Source organism: Nonomuraea sp. NPDC051941, assembly GCF_044593615.1.
On the sequence record NZ_JBIUCF010000018.1, the window covers coordinates 72709 to 94009 of the forward strand.

Genomic DNA, 21301 nt, shown 5'->3' on the forward strand with positions numbered 1-21301 from the left:
CCCGGGCTCGCCACCGGACCAGCATGAGCGGCGGAGCCGAAGCGGAGGCCAGCGATCGTGGGAGCTGACAGTCAGTTCGAGAAGGGCCGCTCCGGCGGTGAGCCCATGAGGTTCAGCGGTCGCCGGCTCAGCCAGGAGTCGGAACGCATGCGGCTCCTGGTGCGGGTCGCCCGCCTCTACCACGAGCACGGGGTACGCCAGCCGCAGATCGCGGCGCAGCTGCGCATCTCGCAGCCGCGGGTGTCGCGGCTGCTCAAGGAGGCCGCGGAGATCGGCATCGTACGCACGGTGGTCGTGGTGCCCAGCGGCGTGCACGCGTTACTGGAGGAGGACCTCGAGCGCAAGTACGGCGTGGAGCAGATCATCGTCGTGGACGCCACCGGCGACAACCACGACGTGGTGGCCGCGCTGGGCTCGGCCGGCGCCACTTACCTGGACGCCACGCTGATCGGCGGCGAGCACCTGGGCATCTCGTCCTGGAGCGCCAGCCTGCTGGCCACGGTGGAGGCCATGCAGCGCCGCCCGGTGCAGGTGGCGGAGGAGGTCGTCCAGCTCATCGGCGGGGTGGGCAAGGGCTCCGCGCAGGTCCAGGCCACCCGCCTGGCCGCCCACCTGGCCGACCTCACGGGCGCCGAGCCCGTCTTCCTGCCCGCGCCCGGCCTGGTCGGGTCCGCCGCCGCCCGGCAGGCGCTTTCGGACGATCACGTCGTACGGCAGGTCGTGGATGCCTGGTCGCGGCTGACCACGGTGCTGGTGGGGATCGGGAGCCTGGACCCGTCGCCGCTGCTGCGTGACAGCGGCAACGCCATCTCGGAGGAGGACTTCGAGACGTTGCGGGAGTTGGGGGCGGTGGGTGACGTGTGCCTGCGCTTCTTCGACGCCGAGGGACGGCTGATCGCGTCGCCGCTCGAGGAGCGCATTCTTGGCATCTCGGCGGCTGATCTGCTGCGGGTGCCGCGGCGGATCGCCATCGCGGGGGGTCGCCGGAAGACGGCGGCCATTCGGGCGGCGTTGCGTGGGGGGTGGGTGAACACGCTCATCACGGATGTGGGCGTGGCTGAGCAACTCCTGAAGGACTGACCTTCGCCTGGTCAGGGGGCGGTCTTGCTGGGGCCCGGTTGGGCGCGGCTGCCTGAGGGCCGGTGAGGAGCCGGCTGGGCGCCGTGCCTCGTGCGCCGAGCCGCGCCCGCGTGCCGGAGGGCGGTAGGTCTTGCGCGGCGGAGGTCGCCTGGCTTGCATGCCGGAGGAGGCCGCCGGGGTTGCGTGCCGGAGGTGTGCCGGGCTTGGGCGGCGGGTCGGCGATCCCGCGCGACGGAGGCCGTCGGCGTGCGCGCCCAAAGGCGTAATCACGGCATCGGGCTAGTGAGGGCCTCAGGCTCGTGGGGGCGGGGCAGGCCGGGCGGCCCGGGGCGGTGTGAGGTGGGTGGGCGGGTTCGGGTGGGCCCGCTGCGGGGGTTGACGCTGGATCTGGCGGGTTGGAAAGCGCTCTTGACAGTCACAACGGTGTCGTTCACGATGTGATGAATCCACTCCATTCATGGCTGAATAAAAATTCTCACTTAGCGACAGCGTGGTCCGGAGTCGTGCCGAAAGACGGCACAGCCCTGTCTATTCGGGGCAGAAAGCGAGCGTTTCGCATGAGCGAGGCCGAAGGCTTCGATCGCCAGCAATCAGAATTCAGTCGCCGGGATTTCGTGCGGTCCGCGGCGTTGGTTCCGCCCGCCGTGGCATGGGCGGGCACCTCCGGTGTGGCGGCACCGCCCAGCCCGAGCCCCACGCCCACCATCGCGCCGAAGGTGAGGGCGAAGGGTGTGCCCGCCTTCCCCGGCGCCGAGGGGGCCGGGATGTACTCCACCGGCGGCCGGGGCGGCGCCGTGTACGAGGTGACCACCCTCGACGACGACGGCCCCGGGTCATTACGCGAGGCGGTGGCGAAGTCCGACGGGACGGTCGTCTTCCGGGTCTCCGGGAACATCAAGATCAAGGGCGGCCTCGACATCACCGGCTCGAACCTCACCATCGCCGGCCAGACCGCCCCCGGTCACGGCATCACCGTCATCGGCAACGAGACGCAGATCAAGGGCAGCAACATCATCCTGCGCCACCTGCGCTTCCGCGGCGGCGACGAACTCGGCACCGCCATCGACACCTTCGGCGCCCGTGGCGTGCGGGACATCATCATCGACCACTGCTCCTTCAGCTGGGGCGTGGACGAGTGCTTCTCCGTCTACGGCAACACCAACGTGACCGTCCAGTGGTGCATCATCTCCGAGGGCCTGGTGAACTCGGTGCACCCCAAGGGCCGGCACGGCATGGGCGGCCTGTGGGGCGGCGACACCATCACCTACCACCACAACCTGCTCATCCACGAGAACGGCCGCAACCCGCGCTTCAGTTTCACCGAGGGCATGAGCCTGGTGGTGGACCACCGCAACAACGTGATCTACAACCCCGGGATCACGACCTGCTACGGCGGCGAGTGGGCCAACGGCATCAACATCATCGGCAACTACTACAAGCCCGGCCCCAACACGCTGCCCCCGATCGCCAGAACGATCGTGGCACCCGGCCGGTTCGGCGAGTGGCACGTCAGCGGCAACACGGTCGAGGGCCACGCCGACCTCACGACCGACAACACGCTCGGCATCACCTACCCGACCGGCGGCATCACGCTGCGGCCCAGGCCGGTGGAGTTCGAGAACGGCATCACGGAGCAGCCCGCGCAGCAGGCGTTCGCGACGGTCCTGGAACAGGCCGGAGCCATTCTGCCGCGACGGGACGCCATCGACGCCAGGTTGATCAACGAGGCGCGCACCGGCACGGGACGCCACATCAACTCCCAGAAGGACGTGGGCGGCTGGCTGCCGGCGCCGCCCGAGGCGCCCGCTCCCGCCGACAGCGACCACGACGGCATGCCGGACGAGTGGGAGACCGCCCAGGGGCTGAACCCGGAGAACGCCGACGACGCCAAGACGGTGGACGGCAGCGGGTACACGAACCTGGAGCGCTACCTGAACTCCATCCAGCGAGCCGGGGCCCGCAACCCCGAGGTGGCGATTCTCTCCCCCAAGATCGACCAGGTGTTCGCGGCGGACACGGACCAGCAGTCCGTCGTCGTCCAGGCCGACGCCAAGGCCCTCGACGGCGCGTCCATCGCCAAGGTCGAGTTCTTCCACGGCGACAAGAAGATCGGCGAGGCCACCGCGGCGCCGTACCAGGCGACCTGGACGGACGCGACCGACGGCACCTACTCCCTGACGGCGCGCGCGACCGACAGCACAGGGTCGGCGACCACCTCGTCGCTGGTGCCGATCCACGTCACCCGCACCATGACCCACAAGCCGTGGACGGCGAAGGACATCGGCGAGGTGGCCATCCCCGGGAGCACGGCGCTGAAGGACGGCGTGTTCACGCTGAAGGGGTCCGGGAAGATCGCCGGTTGGAAGGACTCCTTCCACTTCGCCTATCAGGCCGTCGGGTTCAGCCAACGGGGCGAGGTCATCGAGATCACCGCGCGGGTGGACAGCATCAGCATGGGGCACGTCGACGCCGTCGCGGGCATCATGGTGCGTCAGGACCTCGCGCCGAACTCACCGTTCATGATGGCCGGCATCGGCCTGTCCGCGAGCGGTGACGACGGCGCCGGCATGCGCGCCAAGGCCATCAGGGTCGCCTCGAACGGCAAGCAGCCCAGCGTCGGCATCTGGCCGGCCGCCGGCGAGGACCCGCTGAACCCGAAGAAGCCGTACTGGCTGCGCCTGGTCTGCCGGAGCCTGCTGACCGGGGACAACGAGTTCGAGGCCTTCCTGTCGTCCAACTCGCTGAACTGGGACCGCATCGGCTACGAGCGCATCGTGATGCGGACCGGCCGCTTTTACATCGGCCTCGCGGTCGACGGCAACCAGGAGGCGAACGCGGTCCACGCCTACACCACGGCCAGATTCAGCCTGGTGCAGGTCAATCGTTAGAACTGGAGTACCCCCCATGACCCACCAACCGTTCACGAGGAGGAACCTCCTCCGCGGCGGCGGCCTTCTCCTGCTGACCACCGCCACTGGCTGCAGCTTCCTCGACACCAGCCCCGACACCGGCGGCGCCGTCCAGGCCGCCGACATGTCCGCCAAGGAGTCCCCGGCGCTGGCGCAGCTGGTCAAGAGCGGCAAGCTGCCGCCGCTGGAGCAGCGCCTGCCGAAGAACCCCCTCGTCGTCACGCCGCTGAAGGAACCGGGCGCGTACGGCGGCACCTGGGCCTCGGCCATCGTCGGCGACGACGACATCGACTGGCTGATCAACACCATCGGGTACGAGCCGCTGGTCAGGCTCAAGCCCGGCACGAACGGCCAGAAGGGCCCCGAGGACATCGTGGCCAACGTGGCGGAGTTCGAGGTCAAGGACGCGGGCCGGGAGTACGTCTTCCGCCTCCGCGAGGGCCTCAAGTGGTCGGACGGCCAGCCGTGCACCGCCGACGACCTGATGTTCGCCTTCGAGGACGTGGCCACGTACCACGACCTGCACACCACCGGCATCTACGACCTCTTCCTGGAGAACGGCAGCACCACCGAGCGGGTGAAGGTCGAGAAGGTGGACGACCGGACCGTCCGCTATGTCTACAAGGAGCCGAAGGCGGGGTTGCTGTTCCAGATCGCGGTCGCGACCTTCGAGCGGCCCGGTTTGAGCGGGTTCCTGCTGCCCAAGCACTACCTCAAGCAGTTCCACAAGAAGTACAACCCGGAGGCCGACCAGCTCGCGAAGGACCAGCAGCTCGAGGACTGGACGCAGCTGTTCATGCTGAAGCAGGACCCGTGGCACAACGCCGACCAGCCCACGCTGCACGCCTGGAAGGTGACCAACCCGATCGGCAAGGGCACGGCGCTGGTGGCCGAGCGCAACCCGTACTACTGGAAGGTCGACCAGCAGGGGCGCCAGCTCCCGTACATCGACCGCTACCGGGCGGAGGTGCTGGGCGACGTCCAGGTCGAGCTGCTGAAGATCATGAACGGCGAGATCGGCATGCAGCTGCGCAACTTCAACACGCCGGAGAACAAGCCGCTGGTCTCCCAGAACTCCGCCAAGGGCAAGTACCGGCTGTTCGACATACCGAGCCGGCTCAGCAACACGATGATCATCCAGTTCAACCAGAACATCGCGGACGACGAGCTGCGCAAGCTGTTCCAGAACAAGGACTTCAGGATCGGGCTGTCGTACGCGATCAACCGCAAGGAGATCATCGACGGCGTGTACGCGGGCCAGGGCGAGCCGTGGCAGGCCGCGCCGTCCAAGCGGAACGTGGTCCACAACGAGGCGTTCGGCAAGCAGTACACCGAGTTCGACGCGGCGAAGGCGAACGAGCACCTCGACAAGGCCGGGCTGACCAAGAAGGACGCCGACGGCAAGCGCCTGGGCCCCGACGGCAAGCCGCTGATCGTCACGGTCATGGCCAGCACCGAGTTCCCGCACCACACCGAGGCGCTGGAGTTCGTCAAGAAGGGCTGGGAGGCGGTCGGGGTCGGGCTGCGGGTGGACCCGGTGGCGGGCACGCTGTTCACCGAGCGCACGATGGCCAACCAACCGCAGGCCTCCACGTACACGTGCAGCGACTTCGACATCATCACGGGCACCGGCGGCGACCACTACTACGTGCCGAGCAACTCCGGCAGCGCCCGCTACGCCATCCGCTGGGCGCAGTGGTACGGCAGCAAGGGCAAGGCCGGCGACGAGCCGCCCAAGGAGGTGCGCGACCAGCTGGAGGCGTTCACCACGATGCGCACCGAGCCCGACACCACCAAGGCGATCGAGTCCGCCAGGAAGGTGGTCGAGATCGCGGCGCAGCAGTTCTACGCGATCGGGATCAGCACGTACCCGGACGAGTACGGCATCGTGTCGAACAGCTTCAAGAACGTGCCCGACTCGATGGCCAACGCACTCACCAGCCCCGGGCCGACCCAGCCCGAGCAGTACTCCCTCTGAGGAGCCGACGTGCTGGGATACTTCGGCCGCCGCCTGGTCTACGTGGTGGTGACGCTCTGGGCGATCTCGATCGTCACGTTCGTCATCATCAACCTGCCGCCGGGCGACTACGTCTCGACGCTCGTGGCCAACGCGCAGGCGGGCGGCGAGGGCCTCACCCCCGCGGAGATCGCCAACCTCAGGCACCGGTACGGCCTCGACGACCCGCTCCTGCTGCAGTACTGGCGCTGGATCACGGCGATCCTCCTGCACGGCGATTTTGGTCAATCGTTTGCCTGGAACCAGGCGGTCTCCACGCTCATCGGCGAGCGGGTCGCGCTGTCGGCGGTGCTGTCGATCAGCTCGCTGCTCATGGTCTGGGCGATCGCGTTCCCGATCGGCATCTACAGCGCGGTCAAGCAGTACTCGTGGGGTGACTACGGCTTCTCGTTCCTGGGGTTCATCGGCATGGCGGTGCCGGAGTTCATGCTGGCGCTGGTCCTCATGTACGTCGGCTTCCGCTTCTTCGGCCAGAGCGTCGGCGGCCTGTTCTCCCCCGAGTTCCAGGACGCCGCCTGGAACCTGGGCAAGGTCCTCGACCTGCTCGGCCACCTGTGGGTGCCGATCGTGGTGATCGGCGTGTCGGGCACCGCCGGCATGATCCGGGTGACCCGGGCGAACCTGCTGGACGAGCTCTACCGCCCGTACGTGCACACGGCCAGGGCCAAGGGCCTGCCGGAGTGGAAGCTGCTGCTGAAGTATCCGGTGCGGATGTCGCTCAGCCCGTTCTTCAGCACGGTCGGCTGGCTGCTGCCCGGCCTGATCGGCGGGGAGACGATCGTGTCGGTGGTCATGAGCCTGCCGACCGGCGGCCCGCTGCTGCTCAACGGCGTCATGAACCAGGACATGTACCTGGTCGGCAGCTTCATCATGATCCTCAGCACGCTGACCGTGATCGGAACCGTGGTGAGCGACCTGGCGCTGGCTTGGTGGGACCCGCGAATCCGTAAACGGTACAAGAGAGAGTAGCGCCGCATGTTCCTCAGGCGACCGACCAAGGAAGTGGGAACGCTGCCGCAGTGGCGGCTGATGTGGCGGCAGTTCCGCAGGCACCGGCTCGCGCTGGCCGGGATGGCCATCCTGGTGCCGGTGTATTTCGTGGCGATCTTCGCGGAGTTCTTCGCGCCGATGTCCAGCTCGACCGCGAACACGTCGATGACGTACGCGCCGCCGCAGGTGCTGCGCTTCTCGGGCGACCTCGGCCTGTACGTGCACGGCTACCGCACCGAGCGCGACCCGAAGACGTACGAGCAGCGTTACACCGAGGACCCCGGGCAGCGGATCGACGTCGGGCTGTTCGTGCACGGCGACGAGTACGAGCTGCTGGGCCTGATCCCGTCGGACCTCCACCTGATCGGCCCGGTCACCAAGGGCGAGCCGGTCTTCCTGCTGGGCTCCGACCAGAACGGGCGCGACCTGCTGTCCAGGCTCATCCACGGGGCCCGGGTGTCGCTGTCGATCGGCCTGGTGGGGGTCGCGGCGAGCTTCTTACTCGGCATGCTCATAGGCGGCATATCCGGATATTTCGGGGGCGGCGTGGACAACGCCGTGCAGCGGGTCATCGAGTTCCTGATCGCTATCCCGACGCTGCCGCTCTGGATGGCGCTCTCGGCCGCGCTCCCGACCGACTGGGGGCCGCTGACGAGGTATTTCGCCATCACGGTGATCCTGTCGCTGATCGGGTGGACCGGGCTGGCGAGGGACGTGCGCGGACGCTTCCTGTCGCTGCGCGAGGAGGACTTCGTCATGGCCGCACGGCTGGACGGCGTGGGCCGGCTGTCGATCATCTTCCGGCACATGATCCCGTCGTTCGCCAGCCACATCATCGCGTCGCTGTCGCTGGCCATCCCGAGCATGATCCTCGGCGAGACCAGCCTGAGCTTCCTCGGGCTCGGCCTGCAGGCGCCGGCGGTGAGCTGGGGGGTGCTGCTGGAGGGCGCCCAGAACATCCGCGTGGTCGCGAACGCCCCCTGGCTGCTGGCGCCGGGCGTCGCGGTGGTGGTGGTCGTGGTGGCCATGAACTTCTTCGGTGACGGCTTGCGTGACGCCGCCGATCCGTACGGGAACAGGAGGGTCCGGCGTGGCCGCAGACGACGTGCTGCTTGAGATCGAGGACCTGCGCACCCACTTCCTGCTCGACGACGGCGTGGTCTGCGCGGTGGACGGCGTGGACCTGCGGGTGCGCAAGGGCGAGACGCTCGCCATCGTCGGCGAGTCCGGCTGCGGGAAGAGCGTCATGGCCCGGTCGATCCTGCGCCTGGTGGACCCGCCGGGCCACATCGAGGGCGGGCGGATCACGCTGCACCGCGACAGCGGCCCCGTCGAGCTGGTCGGCGCGAACCGCCGGCTGCTGCGGCAGGTCAGGTGGCGGGACATCGCGATGGTGTTCCAGGAGCCGATGGCCTCGCTGAGCCTGGTGCACACGATCGGCAGCCAGATCGTCGAGGCGGTCCGGCTGCACGAGAACGTCGGCAAGGCCGCCGCCCGGCGGCGCGCGATCGAGATGCTCGACCGGGTCGGCATCCCCATGCCGCAGCGCCGGGTGGACGCGTACCCGTTCGAGCTGAGCGGCGGGATGCGGCAGCGCGCGATGATCGCGATGGCGCTGTCGTGCCGGCCGAGCCTGCTCATCGCCGACGAGCCGACGACGGCGCTGGACGTGACCACCCAGGCGCAGATCCTGGAGCTGCTGCGGGACCTGCAGGCGGACTTCGGCATGGCGATCATGATGATCACGCATGACCTGGGGGTGGCCGCGCAGGTGGCCGACAGCATGGCGGTCATGTACCTGGGCCGGGTCGTGGAGTACGGGGCGGCCGAGCAGGTGCTGGCCGCGCCCCGGCATCCGTACACGCGGGCGCTGCTGCGCTCGATGCCCCGGCTCGGACGGGCCTCGCGGACCCGGCTGACGGCCATCAAGGGCATGGTGCCCCCGCCGTACGCGCGGCCGGACGGCTGCCCGTTCCACCCGCGCTGCGACTCCGTCGTGGCCGGGAAGTGCGACGTCGTGCTGCCGCGCCGGGTCCCGATGGCCGACCGCGAGGTCTCCTGCCTGCTCTACGAGGAGGAAGCGTGAGCACGGAACCCCTGCTCAGCATCGAGGGGCTGACCAAGCACTTCCCCATCCGCAGCGGGCTGCTGGGCCGCCAGGTGGGCGCGGTGAAGGCGGTGGACGAGGTCGACCTGGCCATCGAGCCGGGCAGCACGCTCGGCCTGGTCGGCGAGTCCGGCTGCGGCAAGACCACGCTCGGCCGGTGCATCGTGCGGGCGCACGACCCGACCGGCGGGCGCATGCTCTACCGGCAGCCGGACGGCTCGGTCATCGACGTGGCGGGGCTGCAGGAGAAGGAGCTCAAGCCGTACCGGGCGCAGGTGCGGATGATCTTCCAGGACCCGCACTCCTCGCTCAACCCGCGCAAGACGCTGCGCGAGATCATCGGCGAGCCGATGCGCGCCCACAGGTACGGCTCCAAGGAGGAGATCGACGAACGTGTCGGCGAGCTGCTCGACCGGGTGGGCCTGCGCCCCGAGTACGCCAACCGCTACCCGCACGCCTTCAGCGGCGGCGAGCGGCAGCGGGTCGGGATCGCGCGGGCGCTGGCCCTGTCACCCCGGCTGGTGGTGGCCGACGAGGCCGTGAGCGCGCTGGACGTGTCGGTCCGCGCCCAGATCCTGAACCTGCTGAGGGACCTGCAGGAGGACTCGGGCCTGGCCTACCTGTTCGTCAGCCACGACCTGGGCATCGTCGAGCACGTCTCGGACGTGGTCGCGGTCATGTATCTCGGCAAGGTCGTCGAGCAGGGCCCCACCGAGGAGCTGTACACGCGGCCGCTGCACCCGTACACCGAGGCGCTGCTGTCGGCGGTGCCCGACCCGGACCCGGCGGCCAAGCGGCACCGGGAGCGGATCAAGCTGCTGGGCGACATCGCCGACCCGGCGCACGTGCCGACGGGCTGCCCGTTCCATCCGCGCTGCGTGTACGCCAGGGACACCTGCCGTACGGAGCCGCCGCCGCTGCGCGAGATCGGGGGCCGCCGGGTGGCCTGCCACCTGGCCGAGGAGCTGGAGCTGCGCGGCGTGCCGGACCCGGACGTACGGGAGGTGAAGGCATGAGTGATCCCCGCTTCGACGGCGTTGTCAGGCCGTCGGCGGACCTTCCGGGCGCGCGCGAGGCGCTGCTGCCCGCACCGCACGGCCCGGACAACCACGCGGCCAACCTGCTGCGCACCCAGGGCGGCGACCTGCTGTGCACCTGGTTCAGCGGCCCCGAGGAGGGCCACCCCGGCACCGACGTCGTGCTGTCGCGGCTGGCCGGCGACCGCTGGGAACCGCCCCAGGTGATCGCCGCCGACCCGGAGCGCAGCGAGCAGAACCCGGTGCTGTTCGAGGCGGACGGGCTGCTCTGGCTGCTGCACACCTCCAGCGAGCCGTACGACCAGAAGAGCGCGCACGTCGTGGCCAGGACCTCGGCGGACGCCGGACGTACGTGGAGCGAACCCCGGGTGCTGCTCGCCGAGCCAGGGATCTTCGTGCGGCACCCGCCGCTGATCCTGGACGACGGCACCTGGCTGCTGCCCGCCTACCACTGCGGCGCCTCCGGCGACCGCAGCGTCGTCGAGGTCAGCGCGGACGGCGGGCGCACCTGGACCGAGCACCCGGTCCCCGGCAGCCGCGACCTGGTGCAGATGACGATCGCGCGGCGGCCGGACGGCCGGCTGCTCGCGCTGTTCAGGGACCGGAAGGCGGGCCGCGTCCACGCCTCGGCCTCCGCCGACGGCCGTACGTGGTCGGCTCCCGAACGGACCGACCTGCCGAACAACGACTCCTCCGTCCAGCTCACGAGGGTGGATGGCCGGCTCGCGCTCGTCTACAACGACGCGAGCCTGGAGCGCGACCAGTTCAGATGGGTGACCAAGAACGGGGAGCGGCGCAGGAAGGCACTGCGCACCCCGCTGGTCCTCGCGGTGTCGGAGGACGGCGGCGCCCGGTGGCCGCACCGGCGGGTGCTGCAGGACGCCGACCCCGAGTACTGGCAGAACGAGCTCGGCTACTCCTACCCGAGCGTCATCGACGGCGGCGGCGGACGCCTCCACGTCGCCTTTTCCTACCTGCGGAAGACCATCAAATATCTGGAGATTGACCAGCCATGAGATTCAGGCAGAGCATCTTGTACGGCGCGCTGGCGGTGGCCGTGGCCGTCCCGTCGTACGTCACCGATGACGGCGGCGGCGTGGTGCGGGTGGAGCCGACCGGCTCGTACGCCTGCCGCCAGGACGTGGCCGCTCCCGACCCGAACGTGCCCAAGGTGCACGCGGCCGCGATCGCGCAGGCGCCGACGGGCGACATCCTGACCGTCTACTACGGCGGCACCTCGGAGGGAGCGCCCAACCAGGCGCTCTACCTGTCGCGCCTGGCGGTGGGCAAGAAGACGTGGTCCAAGCCCGAGGTGGTGTTCGACGAGCCGGGCAAGGCCGACGGCAACCCGGTGCTGTGGTCGGACGGCAAGCGCCTCTACCTGTTCTTCGTGACGATCGAGGGGCACGGCTGGGAACAGGCCCCGATCCGGCTGATCACCTCGGACGACGGCGGCCACACCTGGAGCCAGCCCACCTACATCCGCAAGGAGTGGGGGTGGATGGTCGGCACCAACCCGATCCGCATGTCCAACGGCGAGGTACTGCTGCCGATCTACGACGAGGCGGGGTCCAGCTCCGGCTTCTACGTCTTCAGCCAGGACATGAGCACGTGGAAGGCGTATCCGGAGGAGCACACGAGCTGGATCAAGACGGCGAAGAGCTCGATCCAGCCGACGGTCGTCGAGGTGGAGCCGGGCAAGCTGGTCGCCTACATGCGCACCGGCGACGGCGCGATCTACAAGAGCGTGTCGACCGACTTCGCCCGCACCTGGAGCGCGCCGGTGGCCGAGCCCATCGGCAACCCGAACTCGCGGATCGCCGCGCTCAAACTGGACGACGGCAAGCTGGTGCTGGCCTATAACCCCTGGGTCGAGCACCGCTCCCCCATGCGGGTGTCGCTGTCTCCCGACAAGGGCCGGACCTGGGAGAACTCCGTCGACGTGGAGGCACAGTCGGGGCCGCAGTTCACCTATCCGGTGATGACGCAGAGCAGCGACGGCTTCATCCACATGGTCTATTCCTACAACCGCAACAACATCCGGCACGTCGTCTTCAACGAGTCCTACCTGCGTGACGCCGTGGGCCTGCTGTCGAACTGGCCCGAGCACACGATCACCGAATTCAGGAGCGGCGTCCGGCGGAATGTCGTGCGCCAGTGCAGCTACACGCCTTCCAAGGGGGAGACCGAATGAACCACAAGACCCGCGGGCTCGCGCTGCTCGCGCTCGCTCTGACCGTCGTCGCCACCCCCGCGAACGCCTCGGCGGGCGCATCGACTGGGGAGTGTAAGAACGTCCCCAACAAGTACAACCAGCCGTTCAGCGTCTGTGACGACGAGCTGTTCATCTTCGCCGCCAACTACAAGCCGTTCGAGTCGAGCGTCGACGGGAACAGGCAGGGGACCAGGGTCTTCGACGAGATCATCGGGAACAGGCTGCGGGCTGCGTTCCCCGGTGTCAAGATCAAGTACGCGACGTGGGACCTCCCCGTACGCTACGAGAACCTCAAGAGCGCCGGGGTCACCCCCGACATCATCATCGAGGACCCGAAGTCCCGCATCGACCGCGACCTGGAGCCGATGGGCTGGGTCGGCGACCTCACCCCCGACCTCCAGAAGGCCGGCATCGACCTGAGCAAGCTCAACAAGGCCAGCGTGGAGCTGGTCAAGTCGCGCTCCGACGGCGGGGTCTACGGCGTGCCGCTGTTCATCGACGAGCACGTGCTGCTCTACAACAAGAAGATCTTCGACAAGTTCGGGGTGAAGTACCCCAAGCCCGGCATGACGTACGACGAGGCGTACACCATGGCCAAGAAGCTGACCAGGGACGACGGCCTGGACCACTACAAGGGCTACATGCAGCACCCCGACCAGTACCTGGAGTTCAACCAGCTCGGCCTCTACCCGTTCCAGCCCACCACGAGCGAGGAGCCGAAGCCCGAAGAGGTCAAGGTCAGCATCAGCGGCAACGGCTGGAAGCAGTACGTGGAGAACCTGTACCGCTTCCTGGAGATCCCGCGCAACGACTTCACCACCGTCACCGACTTCTTCAAGGGCGACATGAGCCGGCCGGGGCACCTGGCCATGGCGGTCGAGACGCTGTCGCGGCTGAACATGTACGCCGGCAGCGAGCTGTTCATCGAGGACGGGGACGAGGAGTCGTTCAAGGAGCAGGCCAAGAACGTCGACATCGGGGTCACCTCCATCCCGGTGCTCAAGCGGGGCTCCAAGGCGATCTACCAGCCGAACACCCGGGCCGCGTTCATCCCGCCGTCCTCGGCGAAGAAGGAGCAGGCGCTGCAGATCGTCAAGTGGCTGGTCTCTGAGGAGGCCCAGACCGAGCTGTCCAAGCAGGGCATCAAGGCCGTCCTGCAGACCGACAATGTCGTGTCGAACTTCGGCAAGAGCGTCCCCGAGCTGGCCGGCATCGACACCTCGGGCGTGTACTGGGGCGAGAACGCCACCGTGTCGAACTACCAGAACACCGAGTTCTGGGACCTGCCGCTGTACTCGGTCTTCCGCCAGCACGTGCTGCGTGACGGCATGACGGCCGAGCAGTCGCTGACCGTCTCCGAGCAGCAGGACATCCCCGCCTACATCAAGGCGCAGGCCGCCGCTGGGAAGGACTGGTGACCTCTCCGGACACCGTGGAGCGCTGGGGCGTCCACGAGATCGAGCTGGCCGGACCGGCGGGCGGCAACCCCTTCGCGGAGGTTCGCCTGTCGGCCCGGTACCGGTACCGCAACCGCGTCGTGGAGGCCGAGGGCTTCTACGACGGCGACGGTGTCTACCGCGTCCGGTTCATGCCGGACGCGGTGGGTCCGTGGCGGTTCACGACCGTCAGCAACGTGAGTGAGCTGGACGGGCACGCGGGCGGCTTCGAGGTGACGCCCGCGTCCGCCGGCAACCACGGTCCCGTGCGGGCCGTGGGGACGGGCTTCGCGTACGCCGACGGGACGCCGTACCTGCCGTTCGGGACGACCTGCTACCACTGGACGCACGACATGGACGAGGAGCGCGAGCGCGAGACGCTGCGGACGCTGGCGGCCTCGCCGTTCAACAAGCTCCGCATGTGCGTGCTGCCGACCGGGCGGATGTCGCCGCCCGAGGTGCCCTTCGCCGGGGACGACCCCGGCGGGCTGGACAAGACGCGCTTCAACCCGGTGTTCTTCCGGCACCTGGAGGCCCGGATCCGGGACCTGCGGGACATCGGGGTCGAGGCCGACGTGATCCTCTTCCACCCGTACGACGAGGGTCTGCGCGGGGTGGAGGACATGGGGCGCGAGGCCGATCACGCGTACCTGCGCCACGTCGTCGCCCGCCTGGCGGCCTACCGCAACGTGTGGTGGTCGGTCGCCAACGAGTACGACTTCAACCACGCCAAGACCGTCGCCGACTGGGACGACCTGCTGCGGACCGTCGTGCGGCTGGACCCGTACGAGCATCTGCGGTCGATCCACAACGGGACGCGGATGTACGAGGTCGCGTCCCTGTACGACTTCACCAAGCCGTGGGTGACGCACCAGAGCGTGCAGCACTGGGACGCCACGCTGACGGACGAGTGGCTGCGTACGTGCCCCAAGCCCGTGGTGATCGACGAGATCTCCTACGAGGGGGACGCGGGCAAACGCTGGGGCAACATCGGCGGGCCCGAGCTGGTGGACCGGTTCTGGGAGGGCATGGTGCGCGGCGGGTACGTCGGGCACGGCGAGGTGGTGACCGGCGGGCCGGGCCGGCCGTGGGTCGGCAACGGCGGCGAGCTGCGCGGGCAGAGCCCGGCCAGGATCGCGTTCCTGCGCGAGGTCATGGAGGCCCGCCGCGACGGCGTCCTGCTCCGTTACCTCGGCCGGCGCCGGCCCTCCTCCGTGACCGTCGAACTCCCGGAAGGGAACTACGAGGTGGAGCTGATCGACGCCTGGAACATGACGATCACCCCGGTGGACGGGGTGCACCGGGACCGGGCGCGCGTCGGGCTGCCAAGCCGGCCGTACCTGGCGCTGCGAATGACGAGGGTGTGATCATGATTTCGCTGGCCACTACCGCGCTCGGCTGGCACCTGCAGGGCGAGAAGCGGCGGGCGCGGACGCTGGCCACGCTGGAGTCGTCGCCGTTCGACCGGGTGCGGATGGCGGCGTTCGCGACGCGGTGCTCGCTGGACTCGCTGGAGGAGCGGGTGGCGGAGCTGGGCGCGATCGGCGTGACGGCCGAGCTGGTCCTGCTGCACCCCTCCGACGGCATCGGGGACGTGGACGCGGCGGCCCGCCTGGTGGCGGAGGTGGTGCCGCGGCTGGCCGCGCACGCGAACGTGTGGTGGTCGCTGGCCGCCGACCCCACCCTTTTCCCCGAAATTTCCGAACATGACTGGGTACGTCTCGCGGACCTGGTCGCCGAGGAGGACCCCGGGCACCACCCGCTGTCGATCACCGCAGAGGCGGGCTCGCCGCTGCTGTGGCGGCGCGCGTTCACGCACGGGAGCGTGGCCGCGCGCAGCCCGCGCGACGCCTGGGTGGGGACGCGCGACCACCACAAGCCGGTGCTCATGGACATGTGCGGGTACGAGGGGGACTCGGACGATCCATGGCACAGCCTGACCCCCGAGGAGGTCGTCGCCCAGGCCTGGGACGGGTCGGTTCGGCGCCGGTACGTCACGCACGGGGAGTCGTACCTCGACGACGAGGGACTGACCTGGTCGGAGGCCGGCGGCACGCTGGCGGGCGCGGCCGTGGCGCGGCTGGGGCTGCTGCGGGAGGTGATCGCCGAGATGCCCGCGCAGGCGCGTTACCGGGATCGGGACGCGCCGATGCTGGAGGTGCCTGGAGAGTTCTACCTGGAGTACTGCGGCGAGCACCGGTTCCCTGAGCGGGTGTACGAGGTGCCGGCCGGGCGGTACGAGGTCGAGGTGATCGACACGTGGGAGATGACGGTCGGCTCGCTCGGGGTCCAGGAGGGCGGGACGCTGACGGTCCCGCTGCCGGCCATCGGGGCCCAGGCCGTCCGCCTCAGGAGGCACGCGTGACGGCGTCCGCTGTTGTCGCCGCCCTCACCGAGCCGGGCGGGAAGGTCGTCGAGGTGGTGCCCGGCGAGGGCGGCCCCGAGGTGCGGCTGCGCCACCGCGACGCGGACGGCCCGCACCTGCGGGCGCCGCTGCGCGGCCTGCTCACCGCCTCCACCGGCCGCCCCTGGCGGATCGAGCACCCGGGCTCCGTCCAGCTCGCGCCCCTGGGCGAGGCTCTGGTGGTGACGGCGCGGACGGGGCCGCTCGGGGCCAGGCTGGAGCTGGCCTTCACCCCCGGCGGCCTGCTCACCCTCACCGCCACCTGGCACAACGACTCCGAGCACGAGGTGACCGACGTGGCGGCAGGCCTCCTGCTCCCCCTCCCCACCGACGACGCGAACGTCACCATGCCCGGCGTCCTCTACAACGGCAACCCCTCCTCCGACCCCCACCGCAGGGTCCCCCGCGTCGAGCCGGGCGGCGGGTTCGTGTGCGAGCAGGACCGCCTGCCCGTCCCCGCCGTCAACGCCGCCTGGTCCGGCCGGTACGTCAGCCTCTTCGCCCACCCGGCCCCCCGCCGCGACAAGGAGGGCAGGGTCACCTACGACTCCCTGGGCGTCATCAGGTCACCGGGCCTGACGGTGGCGGCGATGACCGGCGTGATCATGTTCGACGGCAGGCCCGACGTCTGCTACGTCAGCAAGGCGGAGGTCGCGGACGACCCGATCGGCTACCGGACCCTGGCCCCGGGCGAGACGATCACCACCAGGCACACGCTCGACTGGGGCGCGGTCGAGCCGCGCGGCCACGGCTTCAGGAAGCTCGTCCATACGCGGATCCACCCGGAGGACGACGGCGCCCGCCCGCTCGGCCGGGAGGACATCGTCCGGCTCAAGGCCAACGCCATGGACGCGCGCTGGGCCGGCCACGGCTACCTCGCCTACGAGGGCACCCGCCACGGGCGGCCCCGGTCGTACCTGTACGGCTGGACCGGCCAGTGCCTCAAGCTCGCGCTGTGCGACGCCCTGCTCGGCCGCCCGGAACGCACCCGCCGGGCGGCGGACTTCTACGTCGAGGGCAGCCGGACGCCGACCCCGGGGCTGCGGCACGGCCGGTACCTGCTCGACGACGGCCGGTGGGAGACGTTCCGCAAGGACGGCGCGGACTTCGTCTCCAGCCGCGCCCACGGCGAGACGGTAGCCGACCTGGCCGGGATCGCGCTGCACTTCAGGGAGGCGGGGCTGCCGGTCCCGCCCGCGTGGGAGGAGGCCGTGGAGGAGGCCGCCGCCTTCTTCTGGCGGACCAGGCTCCAGGAGGGCATCGTCCCGATCGGCTGGACGCCGGACGGGCGGCCGTTCTCGGCGATGGTCAGCGCGGCCGGCATCGCCTGCGTCCAGGCCATGCTGGGCGCGTACCGGCTGAGCGGCGAGCGGGTGTGGCTGCGGCGGGCCGAGGAGGTGCTGGGGCACTATCACCGGCTGCACGCGGCCACGTTCGAGCGGCCGTTCGCGCACGCCACGCTGGACGCCTCCGGCGAGGACAAGGAGGCCGGGATGTACTACTTCCTGGCCGCCTTCGAGCTCTACCGGCTCACCGGCCGCGACCTGTACGCGCGGTGGGCGGAGGCGGCGGCGGACTGGCTGCTGACGTTCGTCTACGTGTGGTCGCCGGAGTTCGACGCGGGCAGCACGTTCGGGCGGCGCGGGTTCAAGGCGTGCGGCTGGCCGTCGGTCAGCGTGCAGAACCACCATCTCGACGTGTTCTTCCCGACCTCCGAGCTGATGGAGTTCGGCCTGCTGACCGGCCGGCCCCGGTACGCGGTCAGGGCCGAGACGATCCTGCACGCCATGGGCCAGGGCATCTGCCGCGAGCCCGGCGACTGGGGCTTCGAGACGCCCGGCGAGCAGGGTGAGGGGTTCTTCCAGACCAACTGGCAGCGCAAAGGCGAGGCGAACACGTGGAACCCGTCCTGGGTGATCGCGCTGCCCCTCTACCACGCGCTGCGCATGAGGAAGGTTCCATGAACGAGGAAGAGGCGTGGCGGTACGCCGACGAGTTGCGCGAGCGCGTGCGACCGCCGGAGTTCCCCGACCGGTGGTTCGACCTCACGGAGTTCGGCGGCTCGGGGGGCACGTGGACGGGGGCGTTCCACGCCGCGATCGAGGCGTGCCACCAAGCGGGCGGCGGCCACGTGCGGGTGCCCGCGGGCACGTACCCCACCGGCGCCGTCCACCTGCTCAGCAACGTGGACCTGCACGTGGAGGCGGGCGCGACGATCCTGTTCAGCACCGACCCCGCCGACTACCTCCCCGCCGTCTACACCCGCTTCTCGGCCATCGAGTGCTACAACTACTCCCCCTTCGTCTACGCCTACGGCCAGGAGAACATCGCGATCACCGGCGCCGGGACGCTCGACGGCGGGGCGGGGCCCGAGCACTGGTGGCCGTGGGTGGGCACGCCGGAGTTCGGCTGGCGGCCGGGCACGCCGCATGAGGCCGACGACTGGGCCGCGCTGCAGCGGATGGCCGCGCGGAACGTGCCCGTCGAGGAGCGCGTGTTCGGCGCGGGCCACTACCTGCGGCCCAACCTGATCCAGCCGTACCTGTGCCGCAACGTGCTGGTCGAGGGCGTGCGGATCGTCCGCTCCCCCATGTGGGAGATCCACCCCGTACGCTGCGAGAACGTCCTGGTCAGGAACGTGACGATCCACTCGCGCGGCCCCAACAACGACGGCTGCGACCCCGAGTCGTGCCGCTCGGTGGTGATCTCGGGGTGCGTGTTCGACGTGGGCGACGACTGCATCGCGATCAAGGCGGGGCGCGGCCCCGACGGGCGGCGGGTCGGGGTGCCGTGCGAGGACGTGCTGATCGAGGACTGCGACATGCGTTACCGGTACGGCTCGGTCGCGATCGGCACGGACACGACCGGCGGGATCCGCAACGTCTTCGTCCGCCGCTGCCGCTGGGGCGGGCCCGGCCTGTACTTCGGGCTCTACATCAAGACGAACTCGGTGCGCGGCGGCTTCGTGGAGAACGTCTTCGTCAAGGACATCGAGATCAGCGGGCTGACCAAGGAGGCGGTCTCGATCGATCTCTACCACGGCGACGGTCACAACGGCGACGAGGCGCCGCTCATCCGCAACATCAACGTCGCGGGGCTGCACAGCGACCGGACGCGCAGCGCGTACCTGCTGCGGGGGTATCCCGAGCAGCCGCTAAGGGAGATCACGATCAGGGACAGCTCGTTCACCGGCGTGCAGCGGGCCGACGTGGCACAACACGTCGAGGACCTGTCGGTCACCGGCGTCACGGTGAGCCGCTGATCACGATCCATCGGCGTGCGTGATTCACGGGAAAGCGGTGATGCCGTTAGGCCAAACTGGTGCCGTAGCGGGCTCGAGAAAAGGCAATGGGGAGCGGTCCTGAAAGGACGACTCCCCTGCCTAAGTCTTACCGAGGATAGTCCCCGTCAACATCCGTCCGCAAACAAACGCATCGGCTGCCATACCCGTACCTCTGGAGGAACTCCGTGGCGATCGCCGTCCCCACTGATGCAGACGCGCTGGTCCGCGCCCGCATCGGAGAGCTCCTCGAATCCTGGCAGCCCTGGCACCGGCGGTTGTGGGATCTCGGGACGGTCCTGGCGATGCGGGAGGCGGTCGAGGCAGCGGACTGGGTGGGACACCATGTCCTCCATCCGAAGACTCTGGCGTGGTACGTCCGGGAGTCCCTGTTGCCCAGGCTCAGGACCGACAGCGCCATCGGGGATGGGGAGTTGCGGCGGGAGATCCACAGGGCCTGCAACGCCCCGATCAAGCCAGGGGCACGAAGCCAGCGCACCCTGACGCTCCTCGCCGACCTCGTGACCGACGGTTACCTGCGCCGATGGCGCGATCTGCTCGCGGCCGGACCAGTCCATGTCGAACGTGCCGCCCGGTGCATCGCGGCGCACATGCTCGATATGGGATTTCATCAGGATTATCTCTACAGCGAGGTCAAGACTCGCCTCCGAGCGACCGGAACCGCGGTCGACCTGATTGAGCTGTTCCTGGACCTCGAAGCCCGTGGCGACCATGAGTACGAAGGAATGATCGTCCTGCGGGACAAACTGCCGGCCGCACAGGTTGCGGCCAAGTCCTCCCACTGGATGTCCCCGGAGGAGGTGAGCCGACGGCTCAGTACGGAGTTCCCGGGAATCGCTTCGGTCCGTGCCAGCGGCGGCCTGCTGTTTCGCGTCCGAGCCCGGGACCGTGTCGCGGCACTCCATGAGATCACCGAACGTTTCGACCGGATCCGGAACCGGGTCCGTTACCGGCGGGGGCAGACGTTTCTCGACGTCCATCCTCAGATCTTCCTGTCCGGTCTGGCTGAACCTCAGGATTTCAACCGTGGCGACCCTGCGGTGACCGTCCTGTCGCTGGAACGTGTCGGCTTGCTGTACGAGCTTCCGGAGTCAGGCTCCGACGGTGCTCGGATCGACGACGCGCTGGAGCTGGCTGCCCCGCTGACCGAGAGTTCGCCGAGCACCGCAGTCGCAGGCGCGTGGGCCGCCTTGGAGTCGCTGCTCTTCTGCGACACGGACGAGGCCGATCATGAGGAGGGCCGCGTGGTCTCCGCCGACCGGGCAGCCGCGCTGGTGACTGCCGGATGGCCGCGCGCCGAGCTGACGGCATTGAGCCACACGCCCAAGATACGGGCGGCGGATCCTCGGCTCCGCCGCGATTTGCACCTCATCGGAGACAACAACTGGGAACGATCCAGACGCCTGGCCGAGTGGCTGGCCTCTCAGCCGGCCCGTCCGGCATGCGACCTCACCACGGCGGCGGCCTTCGAGCGAACCCGGGAACTGGTCGCCGCCCCGACAAGAATTCTTCATCGGGTCAACGGCTATCTGCGGGGTACGTTCCGGCGCCTCTACCGGCAGCGGAACATCGTCCTCCATGGAGGCTCCACCCGCTCCATCGCGCTGGCCGCCACCGTTCGGACCGCCGGACCGCTCGTCGGCGCGGCACTCGACCGACTCGCCCATGGCCATGCCGTCTCCGGGATCGCGCCGCTCGAGCTGGCCAGCCGCGCAGGGCTCTGCCTTCGCATGGCAGGTGACAAGGACGGCTGGCCTCTACACGATCTCCTGGGAGCCTGAGAGGAGCCGGCGACCGCCGCGTCT

15 protein-coding genes are annotated in these 21301 nt (G+C 69.5%); all 15 read left to right on the plus strand.

Annotation, left to right across the window (positions count from 1 at the left end):
• Positions 1-57: 57 nt before the first annotated feature.
• The 15 genes from ACIHFD_RS28845 (at position 58) to ACIHFD_RS28915 (ending at position 21277) form a co-directional block, all read left to right on the plus strand.
• Positions 58-1080 (plus strand): sugar-binding transcriptional regulator, encoded by a 1023-nt coding sequence (locus ACIHFD_RS28845; protein ID WP_363966733.1) that lies wholly within the window; start codon positions 58-60, stop codon positions 1078-1080.
• A 716-nt stretch (positions 1081-1796) separates the two neighbouring features.
• A complete protein-coding gene (locus ACIHFD_RS28850; protein ID WP_397369520.1) occupies positions 1797-3968 on the plus strand; it encodes an Ig-like domain-containing protein in 2172 nt (723 codons plus the stop codon).
• 16 nt (positions 3969-3984) lie between these two features.
• Positions 3985-5967: an ABC transporter substrate-binding protein gene (locus ACIHFD_RS28855; protein ID WP_397369521.1), complete on the plus strand. Its 1983-nt coding sequence runs from the start codon at positions 3985-3987 to the stop codon at positions 5965-5967.
• A gap of 9 nt (positions 5968-5976) precedes the next feature.
• The gene (locus tag ACIHFD_RS28860; RefSeq protein WP_397369522.1) at positions 5977-6975 is read left to right on the plus strand and encodes an ABC transporter permease; all 999 of its coding nucleotides are present in this window, start codon (positions 5977-5979) and stop codon (positions 6973-6975) included.
• 6 nt (positions 6976-6981) lie between these two features.
• Complete coding sequence (locus ACIHFD_RS28865; protein WP_355201089.1) at positions 6982-8112, plus strand: ABC transporter permease; 1131 nt, start codon at positions 6982-6984, stop codon at positions 8110-8112.
• A complete protein-coding gene (locus ACIHFD_RS28870; protein WP_397369523.1) occupies positions 8087-9082 on the plus strand; it encodes an ABC transporter ATP-binding protein in 996 nt (331 codons plus the stop codon). The genes ACIHFD_RS28865 and ACIHFD_RS28870 overlap by 26 nt, the downstream gene beginning before the upstream one ends.
• Entirely contained in the window at positions 9079-10119 is a 1041-nt protein-coding gene (locus ACIHFD_RS28875) for an ABC transporter ATP-binding protein (protein ID WP_397369524.1), read from the plus strand. The genes ACIHFD_RS28870 and ACIHFD_RS28875 overlap by 4 nt, the downstream gene beginning before the upstream one ends.
• Positions 10116-11156 (plus strand): exo-alpha-sialidase, encoded by a 1041-nt coding sequence (locus ACIHFD_RS28880; protein WP_397369525.1) that lies wholly within the window; start codon positions 10116-10118, stop codon positions 11154-11156. The genes ACIHFD_RS28875 and ACIHFD_RS28880 overlap by 4 nt, the downstream gene beginning before the upstream one ends.
• Positions 11153-12334 carry an exo-alpha-sialidase gene (locus ACIHFD_RS28885; RefSeq protein ID WP_397369526.1) on the plus strand — a complete coding sequence of 394 codons (1182 nt, stop codon included), beginning with the start codon at positions 11153-11155 and terminating at the stop codon, positions 12332-12334. Before ACIHFD_RS28880 ends, ACIHFD_RS28885 begins: the two co-directional genes overlap by 4 nt.
• Positions 12331-13773, plus strand: coding sequence for an ABC transporter substrate-binding protein (locus ACIHFD_RS28890; protein ID WP_397369527.1), 1443 nt, complete (start codon positions 12331-12333; stop codon positions 13771-13773). The genes ACIHFD_RS28885 and ACIHFD_RS28890 overlap by 4 nt, the downstream gene beginning before the upstream one ends.
• A complete protein-coding gene (locus tag ACIHFD_RS28895) occupies positions 13770-15158 on the plus strand; it encodes a DUF5060 domain-containing protein (protein WP_397369528.1) in 1389 nt (462 codons plus the stop codon). The genes ACIHFD_RS28890 and ACIHFD_RS28895 overlap by 4 nt, the downstream gene beginning before the upstream one ends.
• 2 nt (positions 15159-15160) lie before the next feature.
• A complete protein-coding gene (locus tag ACIHFD_RS28900) occupies positions 15161-16156 on the plus strand; it encodes a DUF5605 domain-containing protein (protein ID WP_397369529.1) in 996 nt (331 codons plus the stop codon).
• Complete coding sequence (locus ACIHFD_RS28905) at positions 16153-18159, plus strand: hypothetical protein (protein ID WP_397369530.1); 2007 nt, start codon at positions 16153-16155, stop codon at positions 18157-18159. Before ACIHFD_RS28900 ends, ACIHFD_RS28905 begins: the two co-directional genes overlap by 4 nt.
• A complete protein-coding gene (locus ACIHFD_RS28910) occupies positions 18156-19457 on the plus strand; it encodes a glycoside hydrolase family 28 protein (RefSeq protein WP_397369531.1) in 1302 nt (433 codons plus the stop codon). The genes ACIHFD_RS28905 and ACIHFD_RS28910 overlap by 4 nt, the downstream gene beginning before the upstream one ends.
• Before the next feature lie 206 nt (positions 19458-19663).
• On the plus strand, positions 19664-21277 hold the full coding sequence (locus ACIHFD_RS28915; protein ID WP_397369532.1) for a hypothetical protein: 1614 nt from the start codon (positions 19664-19666) through the stop codon (positions 21275-21277).
• Positions 21278-21301 lie beyond the last annotated feature (24 nt).

Excerpts from the sequence above, each read along its gene's own strand:
- ACIHFD_RS28855 (WP_397369521.1), top strand. The coding sequence starts at position 3,985 with ATGACCCACCAACCGTTCACGAGGAGGAACCTCCTCCGCGGCGGCGGC.
- ACIHFD_RS28865 (WP_355201089.1), top strand. The coding sequence starts at position 6,982 with ATGTTCCTCAGGCGACCGACCAAGGAAGTGGGAACGCTGCCGCAGTGG.
- ACIHFD_RS28880 (WP_397369525.1), top strand. The coding sequence starts at position 10,116 with ATGAGTGATCCCCGCTTCGACGGCGTTGTCAGGCCGTCGGCGGACCTT.
- ACIHFD_RS28885 (WP_397369526.1), top strand. The coding sequence starts at position 11,153 with ATGAGATTCAGGCAGAGCATCTTGTACGGCGCGCTGGCGGTGGCCGTG.
- ACIHFD_RS28890 (WP_397369527.1), top strand. The coding sequence starts at position 12,331 with ATGAACCACAAGACCCGCGGGCTCGCGCTGCTCGCGCTCGCTCTGACC.
- ACIHFD_RS28900 (WP_397369529.1), top strand. The coding sequence starts at position 15,161 with ATGATTTCGCTGGCCACTACCGCGCTCGGCTGGCACCTGCAGGGCGAG.
- ACIHFD_RS28910 (WP_397369531.1), top strand. The coding sequence starts at position 18,156 with ATGAACGAGGAAGAGGCGTGGCGGTACGCCGACGAGTTGCGCGAGCGC.